This window comes from Mesobacillus foraminis (genome assembly GCF_004340465.1).
Taxonomy (GTDB): Bacteria; Bacillota; Bacilli; order Bacillales; family Cytobacillaceae; genus Mesobacillus_B; species Mesobacillus_B foraminis.
In genome coordinates this window covers 84,924-101,731 of the sequence record NZ_SLVV01000007.1, presented here as the reverse complement: position 1 = coordinate 101,731, position 16,808 = coordinate 84,924, and the positions used below count along the sequence as shown (strand labels likewise).

Here is a 16,808-nt window from a genome sequence, read left to right as displayed (position 1 = left end):
TAAAACAGCAATAAATAAAGCCTCCAGGGTTTTGGAGGCTTTACTTTAAAGCTGCTTTTCGTAAAAAAGGTCTTCTATTTTCTTGAGGGCCCCCGGTTCTACTTTCTCAATTGCAGTTGCAGCCTGTTCAAGGGCCTGGCGGTATTCATATTTCCTGAAAGACTCTTCGGCTTCCTGCAATCCCTTGGACACTGAAGGATATCTGCTGCGATACCGGTTCCCGTACTGGATAAGCCTTTCTGCCAAATGGACATTCTCCACCGTTTCCATGGTAGTATTTGTCAGCTTTTCAACGGTTAATTCTGCAATTTCCAGATGTTGCTGAACAGCAGGTATATCCAAAGGTTTTTGTTCCAGTTTATCCGAAACCTTTTGGATGCTCTCTTTGGCATCATCGAGCAAATATTTATAGTTTTGGGATAATCCTGGGAGGTTGCTCTTTGTAACAAGCTTGAGGATCTCCGTTACCTTTCTTGCAAGTTCCCTGACATTTTCCCTTGCTGCCATCTCATCTTTTCTCAGCGCATTGAGCTTTTCCTTAAACTCCTGTTGCTCCTGCAAGCAATCATCAAGTTCCTGCTTTAGTTCGGTTAGTTCTTCTTTAAGAAAGCTTTGGGCTGTTTCCCCCTGAGCAATTTTTGCAGCAAGAAGCTCATATCTCCTTGTTAACTGCTCCAGCTGGCCGTCTGCAATAAAATGGGCATCAAGCTGCCTGTCCGGCAAGTGATAACTTTGTTGAACGGCTTCCATTTCTTCCTGTATCTTTTCACTTTCATCAATCGCAGCGATTAAAAGATCACGTGTTTCTTGATGATTTTTATGGATAAATTGTTTGGATAAAACCTCTTTTTCAAGTAGGTCAAATAATTGATCCAGTGTTGATTTTAATTCATTGACGATTTGCCCAACTTCGGCTATTTCCCCGTTATCGATCCTTTGGCGGCAGTCGGAAACCTTTTCCTCAACCTTTCCAATTTCCGGTTCAATCCCAAGATGATCAAGAACATAGCCCTGCTGTGCCATTTCCCGGCAGCCCTCTTTCAGTTCGCTGATTTGAGCCGGCAAACCCGTCTGGCAATCGTGCAGCAGCTGAGGGATTGTCTCCATCTTAAGGGAAATATCCTGAAGAATGATCTGAATACCCATGACAATTTCGCGTGCTTCCAGGTAATTTCCATTTTCCGTTTTTTCATCAAAATCCTTGAATCTCTCCACTAGACTGTTCAGCTGATCTTCAAGGCCCGCTTCCGCCTTTCCGTAACTATGGCGGTGAGCAAGGAGATTTTTCCGGCTTTCCCGGTAAACCTCTTTTAAAGTCTCAATCTCCGACCTGTTTTTTTCCTCACTTCCAACCAGCTCATTTAATTCATCGAGAATATTTTTGATACTGGCTTCAATTGATGTAAGCTTTTCGTCAATCCTGGCCATCGCTTCCTTTGCCTTCTTAAATCTAAGCTTGTCCGTATAATCCTCGGCATCAAACAAATATTCCTCGATTCCCGGCAGATCGGAAGTTACAATGTCATCCCATTCTTTCCGCCAGCGCTCGAACAGTTCTTCTGTCTGGCCAGTCATATTCAGCTGTTTGACTTTGGATAGTTCATCAAGTACTGGGCGATTCATAATATCAATCTTCCAGGCTTCATATCTATCAACTTCAGCAAAATACTTCCTCTTCATTAAATATCCTGTTAGGAAAAGAATTATTAATACACATATTGCGCCGATTAAATATACCATTGCTATCCCCCTGGGTCTCTTGCAAAAATCAGATCTGTTACCGATGTATATAAAAAAGTAAATGTTAATTTTATTTATTTATGATACCATGTAAACGACATTTTTTGACCAGTAAATTCATTTTTTTGTTCAAATTATCGAAAATCATCATAAGGTGTCATGATTATCCCCTTATAGACTGCAAGGAGGTGCTGCCATATGGTTAAAGACGGCCATGTACATACCCATTTTTGTCCGCACGGAACAAACGATCCGTTTGAATCCTACATCGAGAAAGCATTATCTCTGGGATATACGGAAATTTCTTTTACCGAACACGCCCCGCTCCCCCTTTCTTTTACCGATCCTACCCCGCTGAGAGACAGTGCAATGGATCATAGTGACCTCGAAGAATACTTCGCGGAAGTTAACGCACTTAAGAAGAAGTATGGAGATAAAATCAAAATAAATGCAGGGCTGGAGGTCGATTACATCGAGGGCTATGAAAAGGAGACCGCGAAGCTTCTTGATAAAATTGGACCTAAGCTGGATGACTCCATCCTTTCTGTCCATTTTTTAAAAGATCCTTTCGGATACTCCTGTATCGACTATAGCCCCGACCATTTTAGGTACATGATTTCTGCCTATGGATCCATTGAACAAATCCATGTGAATTATTACCGGACACTAATCCATTCAATCCTGGCAGACCTGGGTCCTTACAAGCCTAAGCGGATTGGCCATATAACGCTGGTAAACAAATTCCAGCTAAAGTTTCCTGCACCTCGCACTTTCTCAGAGGAAATCACACAGGTGCTTAAAGCCATGAAGGAATACGGCTATGAACTGGATTATAACGGAGCAGGCACCTCCAAGCCGCTCTGCAGGGAGCCCTATCCTCCTGCAGAAGTCATTGACCAGGCAGTTTCCCTTGGCATTCCGCTGGTTTACGGGTCCGATGCCCACCGTGCAAAGGAGCTGGGGCAAGGGCTGGATTTAATGAGCAAAAAATTAGAAAACCGGCAATAGCTGCCGGTTTTCTGTTTATACAGAAATAATCCTTCTTTCTGCTAATGGCTTGGCTTCACAAAGTGCCGATTCAATCCACTTACAGATTTCCCGGCTGTATTTTTCGGCAAAATACTTTTCATGGGGCAGGATATGCAGTACTTCATTTACATAATACATATTTAAAAATGGCGTCGTCAAAAATCCCTTCAGCTGGAGGATGATATAAAGAACGGTATGGTTCTTAAATTCCTTTGTCCTCATTCCTTTCTCCAGCACCTTTTTCAGGTAATACCGTTCCTTTACATAATAGGTCGACATAACCTCCCTTACCATTTGCGAATCCAGTGTCATCTCCCTTAAAACAAAGCGTGTCAGCTGAAGATTCCTGCACTGGTATTTTAACAGGTTATCAACAATCAATTTCAGGCAGGACTCTGCACTTTCATCGAGCAGCTGGTAGCCTGCTTCTAATTCTTTTAGGTAATCTTCAAAAAAAGCTGTAAAACAATATTCCAGCAGTCCATTTTTATTTTGGAAATAATAGGCGATATTTGCTGGGTTTATTTCTGCTCTCGCAGCAATATCCCGGATGGATGTGCCGCTGAAACCTTTTGTGTTAAAAAGAAATACCGCTGCTTCCACAATAGCCTCTTTAGAATTTTTCCGCATTCTCCTCACCTGCCTCTTTTGATTGTCTTCTCCTTGCATTCCTTTTAAGTCCGCTCAGATAGCCTTATCGTATTATTTTCTTGAAAGCTTTGTTTTTTCCTTTATTTATCTATCGACAATTTCACGCGTTTTTCCTGTCTTTCTGGTAAAATGTATAATACATTTTCAAAAAAAAGGGGGAAAAACATTGTTTGAAGTCGAATCCTATAAAGGGGACCGCAGTGGAAATTACGATTTGCTGATTAAACAGCTAAAAGCACTTCTTGAAGGCGAAAAAAATTCCATCGCTAATTATAGCAATGCGGCAGCCTTACTGAATCAATTTCTCGACCGGATTAATTGGGTTGGGTTTTATTTAATAGAAGAGGGAGAATTAGTATTGGGGCCTTTCCAGGGTCTCCCGGCTTGTGTCAGAATTCCGATTGGCCGTGGAGTTTGCGGAAGTGCTGCAGAAAAGCTCGAAACAGTCAGGGTTGAAGACGTTCACCTCTTCCCTGGACATATTGCCTGCGACGCAGCTTCCCAATCGGAAATTGTCATCCCAATGCTTGACAACGGCAGGCTTGTCGGAGTGCTTGATATTGACTCCCCGGAGAAGAATCGTTTTGATGAACTTGACCAGGAAAAATTGGAGGAATTTGTCTTCGTTTTAATGCAGCTTTATAAAGGATGACACAAAAGGCAGCTGGAAAGCTGCCTTTTGCTTTCAATTGAAATTTTTCAGCCTTTTTCCAGAGCTTGTTTAAGGTCTTCCCAAATATCCTCCCATCCCTCGAGCCCGACTGAAAGCCTCAGTAAGTTATCCGTAATCCCCATTTGTTGTCTTGATGCTGCGGGAACAACAGCATGAGTCATTGTAGCTGGATGCTGAATTAATGTTTCCGCATCACCAAGGCTTACCGCTATTTTGATCAGCTTCAATCTGTCCATAAATGCCTGTGCATCATCTTTTGTCCCTTTTATTGTAAAAGAGACCAGACCGCCAAATTTTCGCATTTGTTTTTTTGCCGTCATGTAGTCCTCATTTGTGGGGTCTCCTGGATAAAAAACACCTTCTACAGAAGGGTGGCGTACAAGAGCTTCAGCCAGCTTTTCAGCATTCTCACAATGGCGGTCCATTCTGACGGCCAGTGTTTTTAAACCTCTCAATAACAGCCAGGCGTCAAAAGGGGAAACAACTCCCCCAATATCTTTCTGGGTAGTCTTAGAGATTTTCTCCATTATTTTGCGGTTCCCGGCAGCAATTCCTGCAATCACATCCCCATGACCACAAATATATTTAGTAGCACTGTGGACTACAATATCACAGCCTAGCTCGATAGGCTTTTGAAGATAAGGGGAACAGAAAGTATTATCAACAATAACCGGGATCCCCTTTTCACTTGCAGCCTCGGAGGCCAGTTTCAAATCGACCACCTTCATTGTCGGATTGATGGGTGTTTCGATATAGATACAGGAAGTATTATGCTGAATAGCACTCAGGAAATCTTCTTTGGTCCGCATTTGGGAAAAAGTATGGGTGACGCCAAATTTTTCTTTCATTAATTGGAGGAGGCCAAAAGTACAGCCATAAACACCTTGGGAACAAAGGATATGGTCTCCCCCCTTAACCAGTGAAAACAGGACAGCAGATACAGCCGCCATTCCAGAACCAAAAGCCAGGGCCTTCTCTGCCCCTTCCAGTACAGCCATCCTGTCTTCCAGAATTTTTACGGTTGGATTGCCAAGCCTGTAGTAAACAAACCCCTCCTCTTCTCCTGCAAACCGCTTTTCTCCCTGATCAGCACTATCGAAAGTAAATGTACTTGTTTGATATAATGGCGGTACAAGGCTGCCAATATGTGCATCATCGTTATAACCCGCATGTATGATTTCCGTCTCCAACAACCTCTTTTTCACGCTTTTCCCTCCACCTCATCCTTGCATTGAGCCTTTGCTATCAATATATGTTTTGTCAGATTGTTCGGAGAGGATTTTCTTTCGTTAACATAGAACTTTTCAGGACAACCGGAAAACGATCAGGCCGCTTACCGTTGCAGGTTTCAGGAATATAATAAAAAGATGCCTTGACTTCAGCCTTTCAATAGTTATATAATACTCTTTGTGTAAAATATCGCAGCCTATGTGAACGCCTTTATGACGGAATTTTGTTCCTCAAGAAATGCAATATGCTTTTTTTGATGGTGCATCTCGTAACCCGCTGCTGCTAGGGCGAAGGTGCATGAAAACAAAATACGCATAATTGAAGTCTCACACACTGTTTTTATTTTACAAAATAAAAACTAAGGAGGAGTCATTCATGGCTCGTTATACCGGCCCAAGCTGGAAACTATCCCGCCGTCTTGGAATTTCACTAAGCGGTACAGGTAAAGAATTAGAAAAACGCCCTTACGCTCCAGGTCCTCATGGTCCTAACCAGCGTAAAAAGCTTTCCGAATACGGACAGCAATTACAAGAAAAGCAAAAGCTTCGTCATATGTATGGAGTAAACGAGCGCCAGTTCCGCACTCTATTTGACAAAGCCGGCAAAATGGCAGGCGTACACGGTGAAAACTTCATGGTTCTTCTTGAATCACGCCTTGACAACGTTGTTTACCGTCTTGGCTTGGCTCGCACTCGCCGTGCAGCTCGCCAGCTTGTAAACCACGGCCATATTCTTGTTGACGGATCTCGCGTAGACATCCCGTCTTACCGCGTAGCTCCAGGCCAAACAATCAGCCTTCGTGAAAAGTCACGCAACCTTGATGTTGTTAAAGAAGCAGTTGAAGTGAACAACTTCGTACCTGACTATCTTACTTTCGATGCTGACAAGCTAGAAGGAACATTCACTCGTTTCCCTGAGCGTTCTGAACTTCCAGCTGAAATTAACGAAGCTCTTATCGTTGAATTCTATTCTCGTTAATAGTGAAAAAATCCCTGCCGCCTTTGGCAGGGATTTTTTTGTGTGTTTGAGGTTTTAGAACACGTTCCCTTCTCTTAATCATAAATTAGACACCGGTTTTTCAATAAATGCATTTAATCTATGTATAAATCAAACTAATCGAAGCATAAGTAAAAAAAGTCGATCTATAAATGTCCCCGAACAATCGATAAATTAAAACTGCCTCCTCCTTACTCGTAAATAGACCTCCTTTCACTCCGGAAATCCGCTGTTTCCACTTCAAATTCCACGGAACTGGTTCATCAGGGCACATTTTCACAGCTTAGACGTTAATTTTCATTGGTGAGATTGCAGGATTTTACCCAAAAAAGAACCCTCCGAAGTCCGGAGGGTTCATCAGCTTAATATTTAATTAGGAAGTATTTCTTTTTTCCCCGGCGAATGATCGTAAACTGTCCTTCAATGCGGTTATTTTCGCTCAGGACGTAGCTGACATCCGTAACACGGTCACCGTTAATGGAGACCGCCCCATTTCCTACATCTTCACGCGCCTGCCGTTTTGATGGGCTGATTTTGGCGGCTACGAGCAGATCCACTAAAGTCAGTTCTTCATCCGAAGCAGCCTGAAATGAAGGTACATCCTTGAAGCCTTGCTTGATCTCTGCTGCAGAAAGATTCTTTACTTCCCCGCTGAAAAGGGCATGGGAAATCTTGATCGCCTGCTGCAAAGCCACTTCCCCGTGAATCATTCGGGTCATTTCTTCTGCAAGTGCTTTCTGGGCTTTTCGTAAATGAGCTTCCTCCTGTACCGACTTTTCCAGTTCCTCAATTTCATCTTTTGTAAGGAAGGTAAAGTATTTTAAGTATTTTACAACGTCTGCATCCGCCGTATTGATCCAGAACTGATAGAACTCGTACGGCGAGGTTTTTTCAGGATCGAGCCACACTGCTCCGCTTTCCGATTTGCCAAACTTGGTTCCATCCGCTTTTGTTACGAGAGGAATTGTAAGCCCGTATGCCTTTGAGCCTTCCGGAGCCATTTTCCTGATCAGCTCAAGGCCAGTGGTAATATTTCCCCACTGGTCACTGCCTCCAATCTGGATCTTGCAATTGTGATTCTCGTAGAGGTGAAGGAAATCCATCGCCTGCAAAATCGTGTAGGTAAATTCCGTAAACGAAATCCCAGTTTCCAGCCTTGAAGCAATGGTATCCTTTGCCAGCATGTAATTAATGCCCACATGCTTCCCAAAGTCCCGCAGGAAGGTCACAATATCCAGCTTGCTGGTCCAATCATAGTTGTTCACCATGATGGCGCCGTTCTCTCCTTCAACGCTAAAGATCTGCCTGAGCTGTTTTTGAATGCCCTGGACATTTCTTTCTACGTCATCCAATGTTTGAAGTTTTCTTTCCTCACTCTTGCCGCTCGGGTCTCCAATTAATCCAGTCGCTCCTCCGACAAGCACGATGGGACGATGGCCATGATTCTGGAACCGCTTCAGTGTTAAAAATGGCAGCAAATGGCCAATGTGCATACTGTCCGCAGTTGGATCTACACCACAGTATAGAGACACCTTTTCCTTATCAAGCAGTTCTTTTGTGCCTTCCTCATCTGTCTGCTGGTAAATAATCCCGCGCCACTGTAAATCTTTTAATAATTCCATTCTATTTTCCTCCAAAAGTATTCATCTGCGCAAAAATAAAAAGCGCCCCTGCAAATAATGCAGGGACGCTGTATGCGCGGTACCACCCAACTTGAAAACAAAATGTTTTCCACTTAAAGAATAACGGTCAAACCGTCCGCTGCTACTGCTTACTTTTCACAACGGCGCTCAGGGAGGTAATTCATCGTTCTATATGTACCGGCTCGCAGCTGCCGCCGGCTTTCTGGAACAGGGATAGAAAAACTACTGTTTTCCCTTCAAAGCTTTCGATATAAAGTTATTAAAGCATTTTTACCACAATAACAAGATATTTGTCAAATAACATTCTGAAAATATAAGGAAATTGTAAACGCTTGTCATATTTCCCCTGCTGTTTATGCTATAATGTATGTGATTTTAGGGGGAATGTTTATGAATCAAGAAAAACGAGGCTGGAAAGATAGATTAGCATCCTGGCAATCATTTTTTACGAATAAAAAAACAGTAAAAAGCGCCCGGATCACTTATGGTGTCGTCTGGAACCTGCTGCTCCTGCTTGTCATCGTTATGGTGGTGGGTGCTGGATTTTCCGGAGGAGCCGCAGCAGGCTATTTTGCTTCTTTAGTAAAAGATGAGCCTGTGCGCTCTTACGAAAAGATGAGAAAAGACATTTACAATTATGAAGAAACATCGGATTTGTATTTTGATGATAATGTTTATCTCGGTAAACTAAGAACAGACCTTTACCGTGAGGAAGTTAAACTGGATGATGTGTCGAAGCATCTTGTCAATGCCGTGGTGGCTACGGAAGATGAATATTTTTATGAGCACGATGGAGTTGTTCCTAAAGCGATTCTCCGTGCACTGTTCCAGGAAGTGACAAACTCTTCCACACAATCAGGCGGAAGCACCCTGACACAGCAGCTCATTAAAAATCAAATTTTAACAAATGAAATCTCCTTTGAAAGAAAAGCGAAAGAAATTCTTCTGGCGCTGCGACTGGAGAAATTTTTCGATAAGAAAGAAATTCTGGAAGCCTACCTGAATGTTGCCACCTTTGGGCGAAATGCGGCAGGAGACAATATTGCCGGAGTCCAGTCGGCAGCAAACGGAATTTTCGGGGTCGACGCAAAAGACCTGTCCCTTCCACAGGCTGCCTTCATTGCCGGGCTGCCGCAGAGCCCGTTTGGCTATACCCCTTTCAGCTCTGATAACGGAAAGCTCAAAGAAGACCTTGAGCCCGGGCTGACCCGAATGAAAACCGTACTCTCCAGGATGCATGCCGGCGGCTTCATCACTGAGAAAGAGTACAACACTGCCGTTGCCTACGATATAACAAAAGACTTTATTAAAAAAACCGACAGCGGAAGCACAGTGGATGAATATCCTTACCTTACATTTGAAATTGAGAAACGGGCCGTCAATATTTTAGCCGGAATATTAGCAGAAAAGGCAGGCTATGAACAAAAAGACCTGGAAAAGGATAAAAAGCTTATGGGAGAATTCCAGGAACTGGCGGACCGGAATCTGCGCCAAAATGGCTATAAGGTTCATACAACAATCAATAAGAAAATTTATGATCAAATGCAGAAAACCGCCAAAAACTTCCGATTATATGGAAATGACAAACCGGAACAAGTAAAAGACCCTGAAACCGGGGAAGTAAAAACGATTCAGGAGCCGGTTGAAGTTGGGGCCATCTTGATTGAAAATAAAACAGGGAAAATTATCAGCTTTGTCGGAGGCCGTAATTTTGAACGGGAGCAGCTCAACCACGCAACAGACGCCAAAAGACAGAATGGGTCGACCATGAAGCCGCTTCTCGTATACGCTCCTGCAATGGAACTTGGACAGATTCAGCCTGGCACCGTTCTGCCGGATGTGGAAGTTTATCTGAATGGTCCCGGCAGCCCTTGGCCGCACAACTACGACAGAACCTACAGTGGACTGACAACGGCGAGAAAAGCATTGACGAAGTCCTATAATGTGCCAGCGGTCATAGCCTATAAAAACATCCTTAACCAGAAGCCAACCCAATACCTTGAAAAGATGGGCTTCACTTCTTTAGCAAAGGATGACCATACAAATCTCTCCGCTGCCATTGGTTCAATAGCTGGTGTGACCGTTGAAGAGAACGTCAATGCATTTGGGACGTTTGCAAATGGAGGCAAATTCGTTGATGCTTATTTAATTGATAAGATTACAGATAAAGATGGAAATATTGTCTTCAAGCATAAACCGAAGCCTGTAGATGTCTTTAGTCCGCAGACCGCGTATCTGACTCTCGATATGATGAGGGATGTTATCAACCAAGGGACTGCAACTCCACTCCATAACCGCTTGAAGTTCAGCTCTGACTGGGCAGGAAAAACCGGTACGGGGCACAACTATTACGATTCTTGGTTTGTTGCAACGAACCCAAATGTCTCTTTTGGCGTATGGAATGGCTATGATACTCAGAAATCGCTCGAGCTCAGATACAATGGAGTCAGCTATGGGGCAAGGAATATCTACCTGTGGGCTGATTTGATGAATGCAGCGTATGATGTGGCACCTGAATTGGTTGACCCTGACAAACGGTTTGAAATGCCAGGAGGGATTGTCAGAAGGTCCTTTTGTTCAGTTTCAGGCTTGCTTCCATCTAAAGCCTGCTCGTCAGCAGGACTTGTACAGACTGATCTTTTCAATGCCAAGTTCGCTCCAACCAGGGTTGATGACAGCCTGAGTACAAACAGATTTGTCCGCGTTGGAGACAGACGCTACTTCGCCCTAGATTCCACTCCATCAGAGTTTGTAGAAACAGGCGGAGTAACCATTGATCCAAGCTATATGGAAAGCCTTATTGGCCATAAGATCGGCAATGCTGCCCAGCTTATGCCTCGACAGGAGAATTCAAAAATCCTGGTTGCAAGCTCAAAGCTGTCGGATAATGGCAAAACTCCTGCTCCGTTAGCGATTAGCGGATCCGGAAAAGCTGTTAGTTGGGGCACACACCCTGAAAATGATATCATCGGTTATCGAGTTTACAACAATGGCAAAAAAGTGGCCACGGTAAGGGCTGGATCTTCCCTTTCCTATACTGGCGGAAATGGTTCTATTCATGTAACGGCAGTTGATATCGCCGGAAGGGAATCTGCAGCTTCCAATATTGTCAAAATTGGAGAAGAAAAACCGAAGGAAACACCAAAGCCGGCAGACGAAAAAAAGCCTGAGGCAGCCAAGAAACCTCAGGAGGAAAACAAACCTCAGGTAGAGAATAAGCCTGAGGAAAAGAAAAAACCTGAAGCCGGATCCAATCCCCCGGAAGAAGCACCTTCCGGGCAAGGAAACGGTCAATAAAAAACAAGGCCGCGCCAGTGACTGGCGCGGCCTTGTTTATTTATGAGCTGCTCTAAAGCTATCTTCACAATACCTCAATCTTCCATTGTGGATAGATCACCGGTTGGCAAATCCAGTTCCCATGCTTTTAGGACACGGCGCATGATTTTACCGCTGCGAGTCTTTGGAAGTTTATCCCTGAAGTCAATTTCCCTTGGTGCTGCGTGGGCTGCCAATCCTTGTTTTACAAATTGCCTAATCTCTTCCTTCAATTCATCGGATTGCTCATATCCATCTCTAAGAGCGATAAACGCCTTAATAATTTCTCCTCTTACAGGGTCCGGTTTACCGATCACACCGGCTTCTGCGACAGCTGGGTGTTCTACCAGCTTGCTTTCAACCTCAAACGGTCCTACTCTCTCCCCCGATGTCATAATGACATCATCTATCCGGCCCTGGAACCAGAAATAGCCTTCCTCATCCATGTATGCGGAATCACCGGAGACATACCAGTCTCCCGGCATAAAATAAGACTCATATTTTTGCTCATTATTCCAGATGGTATGCATCATCGAAGGCCAGCCTTTTTTAATGGCCAGATTCCCCATCCGGTACGGCGGAAGCTCCTGCCCCTGATCATCAACAATGGCAGCCTGGACTCCAGGAATTGGTTTCCCCATTGACCCCGGCTTAATTTCCATGCAAGGATAGTTGCAAATGAGCTGTGCGCCTGTTTCGGTCATCCACCATGTATCGTGGATACGAAGATTAAATACCTTCATCCCCCAGCGAATGACTTCCGGGTTCAATGGCTCTCCGACACTGACTATATGGCGCAGACTGCTGAGATTGAAGGCCTTTACGATCTCATCCCCCGCCCCCATCAGCATCCGGAACGCTGTTGGAGCACTGTACCAGACTGTCACTTCATATTCTTCAATCATTTTGTACCAGGATTCCGGACTGAAACGGCCACCAATAATAACATTTGATGTCCCTGTAAGCCATGGGCCAAAGATGCCGTAGGAGGTCCCTGTGACCCATCCCGGGTCAGCGGTGCACCAATAAACATCGCCCTCTTTCAAGTCAAGAACCCATTTTGCGGTCTGATAATGCTGGATCATTGAATTATGTACGTGCAGCACGCCTTTCGGCTTCCCGGTTGAACCCGAAGTATAATGAAGGATGAGTCCATCATTCCTGTCCACCCATTCAACTTCAAGAAACTTGCTCGACTGCTCAAACTTTTTATTAAAATCCTGGATTTTGCCGGACTCTTCCACATTGCTTCCTACCACGAAGATATGCTTTAATTCAGGCAGTTCATCAACAGGAACCCGGTTTAAAAGCTCGGGAGTGGTGACAAGGACCTTGGCTCCGCTGTCCTGAAGCCGGTCGCGCACGGCCCCTTCCATGAACGCCTCGAATAGCGGACCTACAATTGCTCCTAATTTAATTGCTCCCAGGACAGTAAAATAAAGTTCCGGTGAACGAGGCATAAAAATAAATACCCTGTCACCTTTATCGACATCTCCATATGCCTTCAGAACATTCCCGGCCTTATTCGACAGTTCCTTCATCTCTTTAAAAGTGTACTTCTCTTTGCGTGTCCCGTCTTGGTAATATAATGCAATTTTATTTTTCCTGGCCCCCTCCGCATGCCTGTCGATTGCCTCATAGGCCATATTAACCTTCCCTGTTTCTGACCAGGAGAATACTTTTTCAGCATCCTTCCAATCAAACTGGCCATACGTTTCCGCATAATTTAACAAGTTATGTTCCCCTTGAATAACTGGTAGCGCTTCCACTTTCATCGACTCATCTCCCCTTTAACACAATTTGTTTAAAGATTATTATAGTATAAAATTTTTATTTTCACAATTTTTTAAATTATGGAGTGCTAATACTAATCTTTTTCATCAGCGGACAGGTGTTTCATAGAATATAATACTGAAAGCGCTTTTAATTAATAGAATTTATGTATAATAGAATTAGACAATTTTGTTTTGGTGGTGAAGTGGATGGAACATAAAAAAACATACAATGCAAAAGAATTGAAGAGTCCGCATGGAAGTTTAATCGTGGAAGGGCCTGTTTCTCCCGAAATACTTGCCAGCTATGAATTTCACCGCGATCTTGTTGCATTTCGCCCCCCTGCCCAGCAGCACAAAGCCCTTATTGAGATTGCGGGTCTGCCAGAAGGAAGAATCATTATAGCCAGAAATGAACATATGATTGTGGGGTATGTGACATACCTTTATCCAGATCCTCTTGAGCGTTGGTCGGAGGGAGGCATGGAGGATTTGATCGAGCTTGGCGCCATAGAGGTAATTCCGCAATTCCGCGGTGCTTCCGTCGGGAAAAGCCTCCTGACTGTTTCAATGATGGATGATGCGATGGAAGATTACATCATCATAACAACCGAGTATTACTGGCATTGGGACCTTAAGGGAACCGGACTGAATGTTTGGGAATACCGGAAAATAATGGAGAAAATGATGAATGCCGGCGGTCTGGTATGGTATGCCACTGACGATCCAGAAATAAGCTCCCATCCTGCAAACTGTCTTATGGCGAGAATTGGGAAAAGAGTGAGGCCTGAATCAGTTGAAAAATTTGACCGTTTGCGTTTCATGAACCGTTTCATGTATTAATCTCGGAGGTCTTCTATTTTTAAGTTTGTAAGGGGGATTAACATGATTGTTGAAGAAATAATGATAAAACAAGTAACCACCCTAACAGCAGATCATACAATTGCGGATGCGATGAAATTATTGGAAGACAAAAAAATCCGGCACCTTCCGATTGTTGATCGTGAAAACCACATCGTCGGGCTCGTTACTGACCGGGATATCCGGGATGCGGCCCCTTCAATTTTCAGGTCAGACCTTCACCGGGAGGACTTGGAAAACCCAATCAGGAACCTTATGAAAACCAACCTGATCACCTGTCACCCTCTTGATTTTGTAGAGGAAATTGCTGCACTCTTTTATGAACATCATATTGGATGTCTGCCTGTGGTAAATCACGGAAAATTGGTGGGGATTATAACAGAAACTGATTTATTGCATACTCTCGTTGCGTTGACCGGAGCCCACCAGCCCGGCTCGCATATCGAAATTAAGGTTCCAAACAAGTCGGGGATGCTCAACGAAGCCGCTGCAATCATAAGCGGAAGAAAGGCAAATATATCAAGTGTGTTGGTCTACCCAGACCCCAGGGACGACAGTTTTAAAATTCTGGTGTTCCGGGTTCAGACAATGAATCCGGCGGGGATTATTGAAGACCTAAAAAATAGCGGATTCAATATTCTCTGGCCAAACCTGCCGGGGGGATCTTCATGAGTGACCGCTCAGTATTCGTCTATTCAGATGAACTCTTAAAATATAAGTTCAGCAGCAATCACCCTTTCAATCAAGTACGCTTAAAGCTGACCCTTGATTTGCTGAAGAAGGCGAATGCCATCGCTGACGAACAGATTATACCGCCCAGGCATGCTACGGATGAAGAGCTGTCCCTGATCCATGATCCTGATTATATTAATGCTGTTAAACTCGCCGGTCTTGGTCAATTAAAGGATTCTGCTGCAGAAAGCTATGGGCTTGGCACAGAAGATACCCCCATATTTGCCGGGATGCATGAGGCAAGCTCCCTGCTTGTAGGAGGGACTCTGTCGGCTGTAGACTGTGTCATGACTGGAAAAGCCAAACACGCCCTTCATTTGGGAGGAGGACTCCACCATGGGTTCCGCGGGAAAGCTTCTGGTTTTTGTGTATACAATGACAGTTCGGTAGCAATCAAATACCTGCAGGAAAAGTATCATGCACGTGTGCTCTATGTTGATACAGATGCTCATCACGGTGATGGTGTTCAGTGGTCTTTTTACGATGATCCTTCTATATGCACCTTATCCATACATGAAACAGGAAGATACCTTTTCCCCGGAACAGGAAACATTAACGAACGAGGCCAGGGAAAAGGGTACGGATATTCCTTCAACGTACCTCTGGATGCATTTACTGAAGATGAATCCTGGCTTCACGCCTATACAAATGCTTTCACTGAGATAGCAGAGTTTTTCAAGCCGGACGTTATACTCACCCAGAATGGGACGGATGCACATTATTATGACCCGCTGACACATCTTTCGGCCTCCATAGAAATTTACCGGGAAATTCCCAAACTGGCCCACCAGATTGCCCATCAGTACTGTGATGGGAGATGGATAGCCGTAGGAGGCGGCGGCTACGACATCTGGCGTGTTGTTCCTAGGGCATGGGCGCTTATTTGGATGGAAATGACGGAAAACACAAATTGTCATGGATCTTTGCCAATGGAATGGATTAATGACTGGCAGCCAAAAAGCAGCCTCCCTCTCCCTCATCATTGGAATGATCCACAGGATTTGTATCAGCCGATTCCCAGAAAGCAGGAAATTACGGAGAAAAATGCCCAAACCCTAGAAAAAGCACTGTATCCAATCCGAAATCAAAAATCAACGCTTTCGGCAGAAAAATAAAAAGACCGCCCTGATTGATGCGGTCTTTTTCTCTTATTGTTTAGTCGAGTTCCGGTATTCAATTCTGTGCGGAAGTACCACTGCCTGATCCTCGACCTGCTCTTTGTTCATCAGTTTTGTCAATAACCTCATTGCCACTGCACCAATATCATATAAAGGCTGGACAATGGTTGTCAGCTGCGGACGCACCATAAGAGTAAGCCTTGTATTATCGGAAGATATCACTTCAAACTCATCTGGAATTTTATGCCCGCGGTCTTCTGCACCATGAACAACCCCAAGAGCCATTTCGTCCGATCCGACAATGATAGCTGACGGCTTTGAATCCAGTTCGAGAAGCCTCTCAATGGCTTCAATTCCTGAATCGTAAGTATAATCGCCTTCAACTACCAATTCTTCATCATAGTCATAGCCTGCCTGTTCCAGGGCACGTTTATAGCCTGCCAGCTTCTTTTCCTGATTAATCGGTTCCTGCAAAGGTCCAACAACGAAAGCAATTCTCTTATGCCCTTTATCAATAAAGGCTTGTACTGTATCAAACATTGCCTGTTCGTAATCGATATTGACTGAAGGAACTGTTTCAGATTCCTCAACAGAACCAGCAAGGACGATGGGTACAGGAGACTTCTTAAATTCCTCAACATGGTCCTCTGTTATGTTGCCTCCCATGAACACAATGCCATCCACCTGTTTCCCAAGCATGGTATTTAACAAGTGAAGCTCTTTGTCCTTATTTTGGTCAGAGTTGCTAAGAATGATATTGTATTTGTACATGGTGGCAATGTCCTCAATTCCTCTTGCCAGTTCAGCAAAAAACGGGCTTGAAATATCGGGAATGACCACACCTACAGTTGTGGTCTTTTTGCTTGCCAAACCTCTGGCTACCGCATTTGGCCGGTATCCCAGGCGGTCAATTACTTCCATTACTTTCTTTCTGGTGACCGGCTTTACATTCGGATTGCCATTGACAACGCGAGAAACCGTCGCCATTGAAACATTCGCTTCCCTTGCTACATCATATATGGTTATATTCATGATTTCACTCCTTATT

General features: G+C 44.2%; 13 protein-coding genes and 1 other annotated feature. Of the genes, 7 read left to right on the top strand and 6 right to left on the bottom strand.

Features of this window, described 5'->3' with window-relative positions:
• Positions 1–45: 45 nt before the first annotated feature.
• The gene (ezrA, locus tag EV146_RS13730; protein WP_132007152.1) at positions 46–1,740 is read right to left on the bottom strand and encodes a septation ring formation regulator EzrA; all 1,695 of its coding nucleotides are present in this window, start codon (positions 1,738–1,740) and stop codon (positions 46–48) included.
• A gap of 198 nt (positions 1,741–1,938) precedes the next feature.
• Here ezrA and hisJ point away from each other — a divergent pair, with 198 nt between their 5' ends.
• Entirely contained in the window at positions 1,939–2,748 is an 810-nt protein-coding gene (gene hisJ / locus EV146_RS13725; RefSeq protein WP_132007149.1) for a histidinol-phosphatase HisJ, read from the top strand.
• 15 nt (positions 2,749–2,763) lie between these two features.
• Here hisJ and refZ read toward each other — a convergent pair whose 3' ends face one another.
• Positions 2,764–3,399 carry a forespore capture DNA-binding protein RefZ gene (refZ, locus tag EV146_RS13720; protein ID WP_132007146.1) on the bottom strand — a complete coding sequence of 212 codons (636 nt, stop codon included), beginning with the start codon at positions 3,397–3,399 and terminating at the stop codon, positions 2,764–2,766.
• A gap of 187 nt (positions 3,400–3,586) precedes the next feature.
• Between refZ and EV146_RS13715 the strand changes: the two genes are divergently transcribed.
• On the top strand, positions 3,587–4,072 hold the full coding sequence (locus tag EV146_RS13715; protein WP_132007143.1) for a GAF domain-containing protein: 486 nt from the start codon (positions 3,587–3,589) through the stop codon (positions 4,070–4,072).
• Between the two features lie 47 nt (positions 4,073–4,119).
• Here EV146_RS13715 and megL read toward each other — a convergent pair whose 3' ends face one another.
• Positions 4,120–5,298 (bottom strand): methionine gamma-lyase, encoded by a 1,179-nt coding sequence (gene megL, locus EV146_RS13710; RefSeq protein ID WP_132007140.1) that lies wholly within the window; start codon positions 5,296–5,298, stop codon positions 4,120–4,122.
• A 400-nt stretch (positions 5,299–5,698) separates the two neighbouring features.
• Here megL and rpsD point away from each other — a divergent pair, with 400 nt between their 5' ends.
• Positions 5,699–6,301 carry a 30S ribosomal protein S4 gene (gene rpsD / locus EV146_RS13705; RefSeq protein WP_121611412.1) on the top strand — a complete coding sequence of 201 codons (603 nt, stop codon included), beginning with the start codon at positions 5,699–5,701 and terminating at the stop codon, positions 6,299–6,301.
• A gap of 380 nt (positions 6,302–6,681) precedes the next feature.
• Here rpsD and tyrS read toward each other — a convergent pair whose 3' ends face one another.
• Positions 6,682–7,941 carry a tyrosine--tRNA ligase gene (gene tyrS / locus EV146_RS13700; protein WP_132007137.1) on the bottom strand — a complete coding sequence of 420 codons (1,260 nt, stop codon included), beginning with the start codon at positions 7,939–7,941 and terminating at the stop codon, positions 6,682–6,684.
• A gap of 58 nt (positions 7,942–7,999) precedes the next feature.
• Positions 8,000–8,211 (bottom strand) — a binding site (T-box leader).
• Positions 8,212–8,352: 141 nt separating this feature from the next.
• Between tyrS and EV146_RS13695 the strand changes: the two genes are divergently transcribed.
• On the top strand, positions 8,353–11,259 hold the full coding sequence (locus EV146_RS13695; RefSeq protein ID WP_241993917.1) for a transglycosylase domain-containing protein: 2,907 nt from the start codon (positions 8,353–8,355) through the stop codon (positions 11,257–11,259).
• Between the two features lie 74 nt (positions 11,260–11,333).
• Here the strand turns inward: EV146_RS13695 and acsA are convergent, their stop codons facing one another.
• Positions 11,334–13,052: an acetate--CoA ligase gene (acsA, locus tag EV146_RS13690; RefSeq protein ID WP_132007131.1), complete on the bottom strand. Its 1,719-nt coding sequence runs from the start codon at positions 13,050–13,052 to the stop codon at positions 11,334–11,336.
• 207 nt (positions 13,053–13,259) lie between these two features.
• Here acsA and EV146_RS13685 point away from each other — a divergent pair, with 207 nt between their 5' ends.
• From EV146_RS13685 to EV146_RS13675, 3 genes are read left to right on the top strand one after another with little or no spacing between them, the layout of a single operon-like run.
• On the top strand, positions 13,260–13,892 hold the full coding sequence (locus EV146_RS13685; RefSeq protein WP_132007128.1) for a GNAT family N-acetyltransferase: 633 nt from the start codon (positions 13,260–13,262) through the stop codon (positions 13,890–13,892).
• A gap of 42 nt (positions 13,893–13,934) precedes the next feature.
• A complete protein-coding gene (locus EV146_RS13680; RefSeq protein ID WP_121611407.1) occupies positions 13,935–14,582 on the top strand; it encodes an acetoin utilization AcuB family protein in 648 nt (215 codons plus the stop codon).
• Positions 14,579–15,757 (top strand): acetoin utilization protein AcuC, encoded by a 1,179-nt coding sequence (locus EV146_RS13675; protein WP_132007125.1) that lies wholly within the window; start codon positions 14,579–14,581, stop codon positions 15,755–15,757. Before EV146_RS13680 ends, EV146_RS13675 begins: the two co-directional genes overlap by 4 nt.
• Positions 15,758–15,790: 33 nt before the next feature.
• Here the strand turns inward: EV146_RS13675 and ccpA are convergent, their stop codons facing one another.
• Positions 15,791–16,792: a catabolite control protein A gene (gene ccpA, locus EV146_RS13670; protein ID WP_132007122.1), complete on the bottom strand. Its 1,002-nt coding sequence runs from the start codon at positions 16,790–16,792 to the stop codon at positions 15,791–15,793.
• Positions 16,793–16,808 lie beyond the last annotated feature (16 nt).

Coding starts and splice junctions, on each gene's coding strand:
- hisJ (WP_132007149.1), top strand. CDS start 1,939: ATGGTTAAAGACGGCCATGTACATACCCATTTTTGTCCGCACGGAACA.
- acsA (WP_132007131.1), bottom strand. CDS start 13,052: ATGAAAGTGGAAGCGCTACCAGTTATTCAAGGGGAACATAACTTGTTA.
- tyrS (WP_132007137.1), bottom strand. CDS start 7,941: ATGGAATTATTAAAAGATTTACAGTGGCGCGGGATTATTTACCAGCAG.
- ezrA (WP_132007152.1), bottom strand. CDS start 1,740: ATGGTATATTTAATCGGCGCAATATGTGTATTAATAATTCTTTTCCTA.
- EV146_RS13695 (WP_241993917.1), top strand. CDS start 8,353: ATGAATCAAGAAAAACGAGGCTGGAAAGATAGATTAGCATCCTGGCAA.
- rpsD (WP_121611412.1), top strand. CDS start 5,699: ATGGCTCGTTATACCGGCCCAAGCTGGAAACTATCCCGCCGTCTTGGA.
- EV146_RS13685 (WP_132007128.1), top strand. CDS start 13,260: ATGGAACATAAAAAAACATACAATGCAAAAGAATTGAAGAGTCCGCAT.
- EV146_RS13680 (WP_121611407.1), top strand. CDS start 13,935: ATGATTGTTGAAGAAATAATGATAAAACAAGTAACCACCCTAACAGCA.
- EV146_RS13675 (WP_132007125.1), top strand. CDS start 14,579: ATGAGTGACCGCTCAGTATTCGTCTATTCAGATGAACTCTTAAAATAT.
- ccpA (WP_132007122.1), bottom strand. CDS start 16,792: ATGAATATAACCATATATGATGTAGCAAGGGAAGCGAATGTTTCAATG.
- refZ (WP_132007146.1), bottom strand. CDS start 3,399: ATGCGGAAAAATTCTAAAGAGGCTATTGTGGAAGCAGCGGTATTTCTT.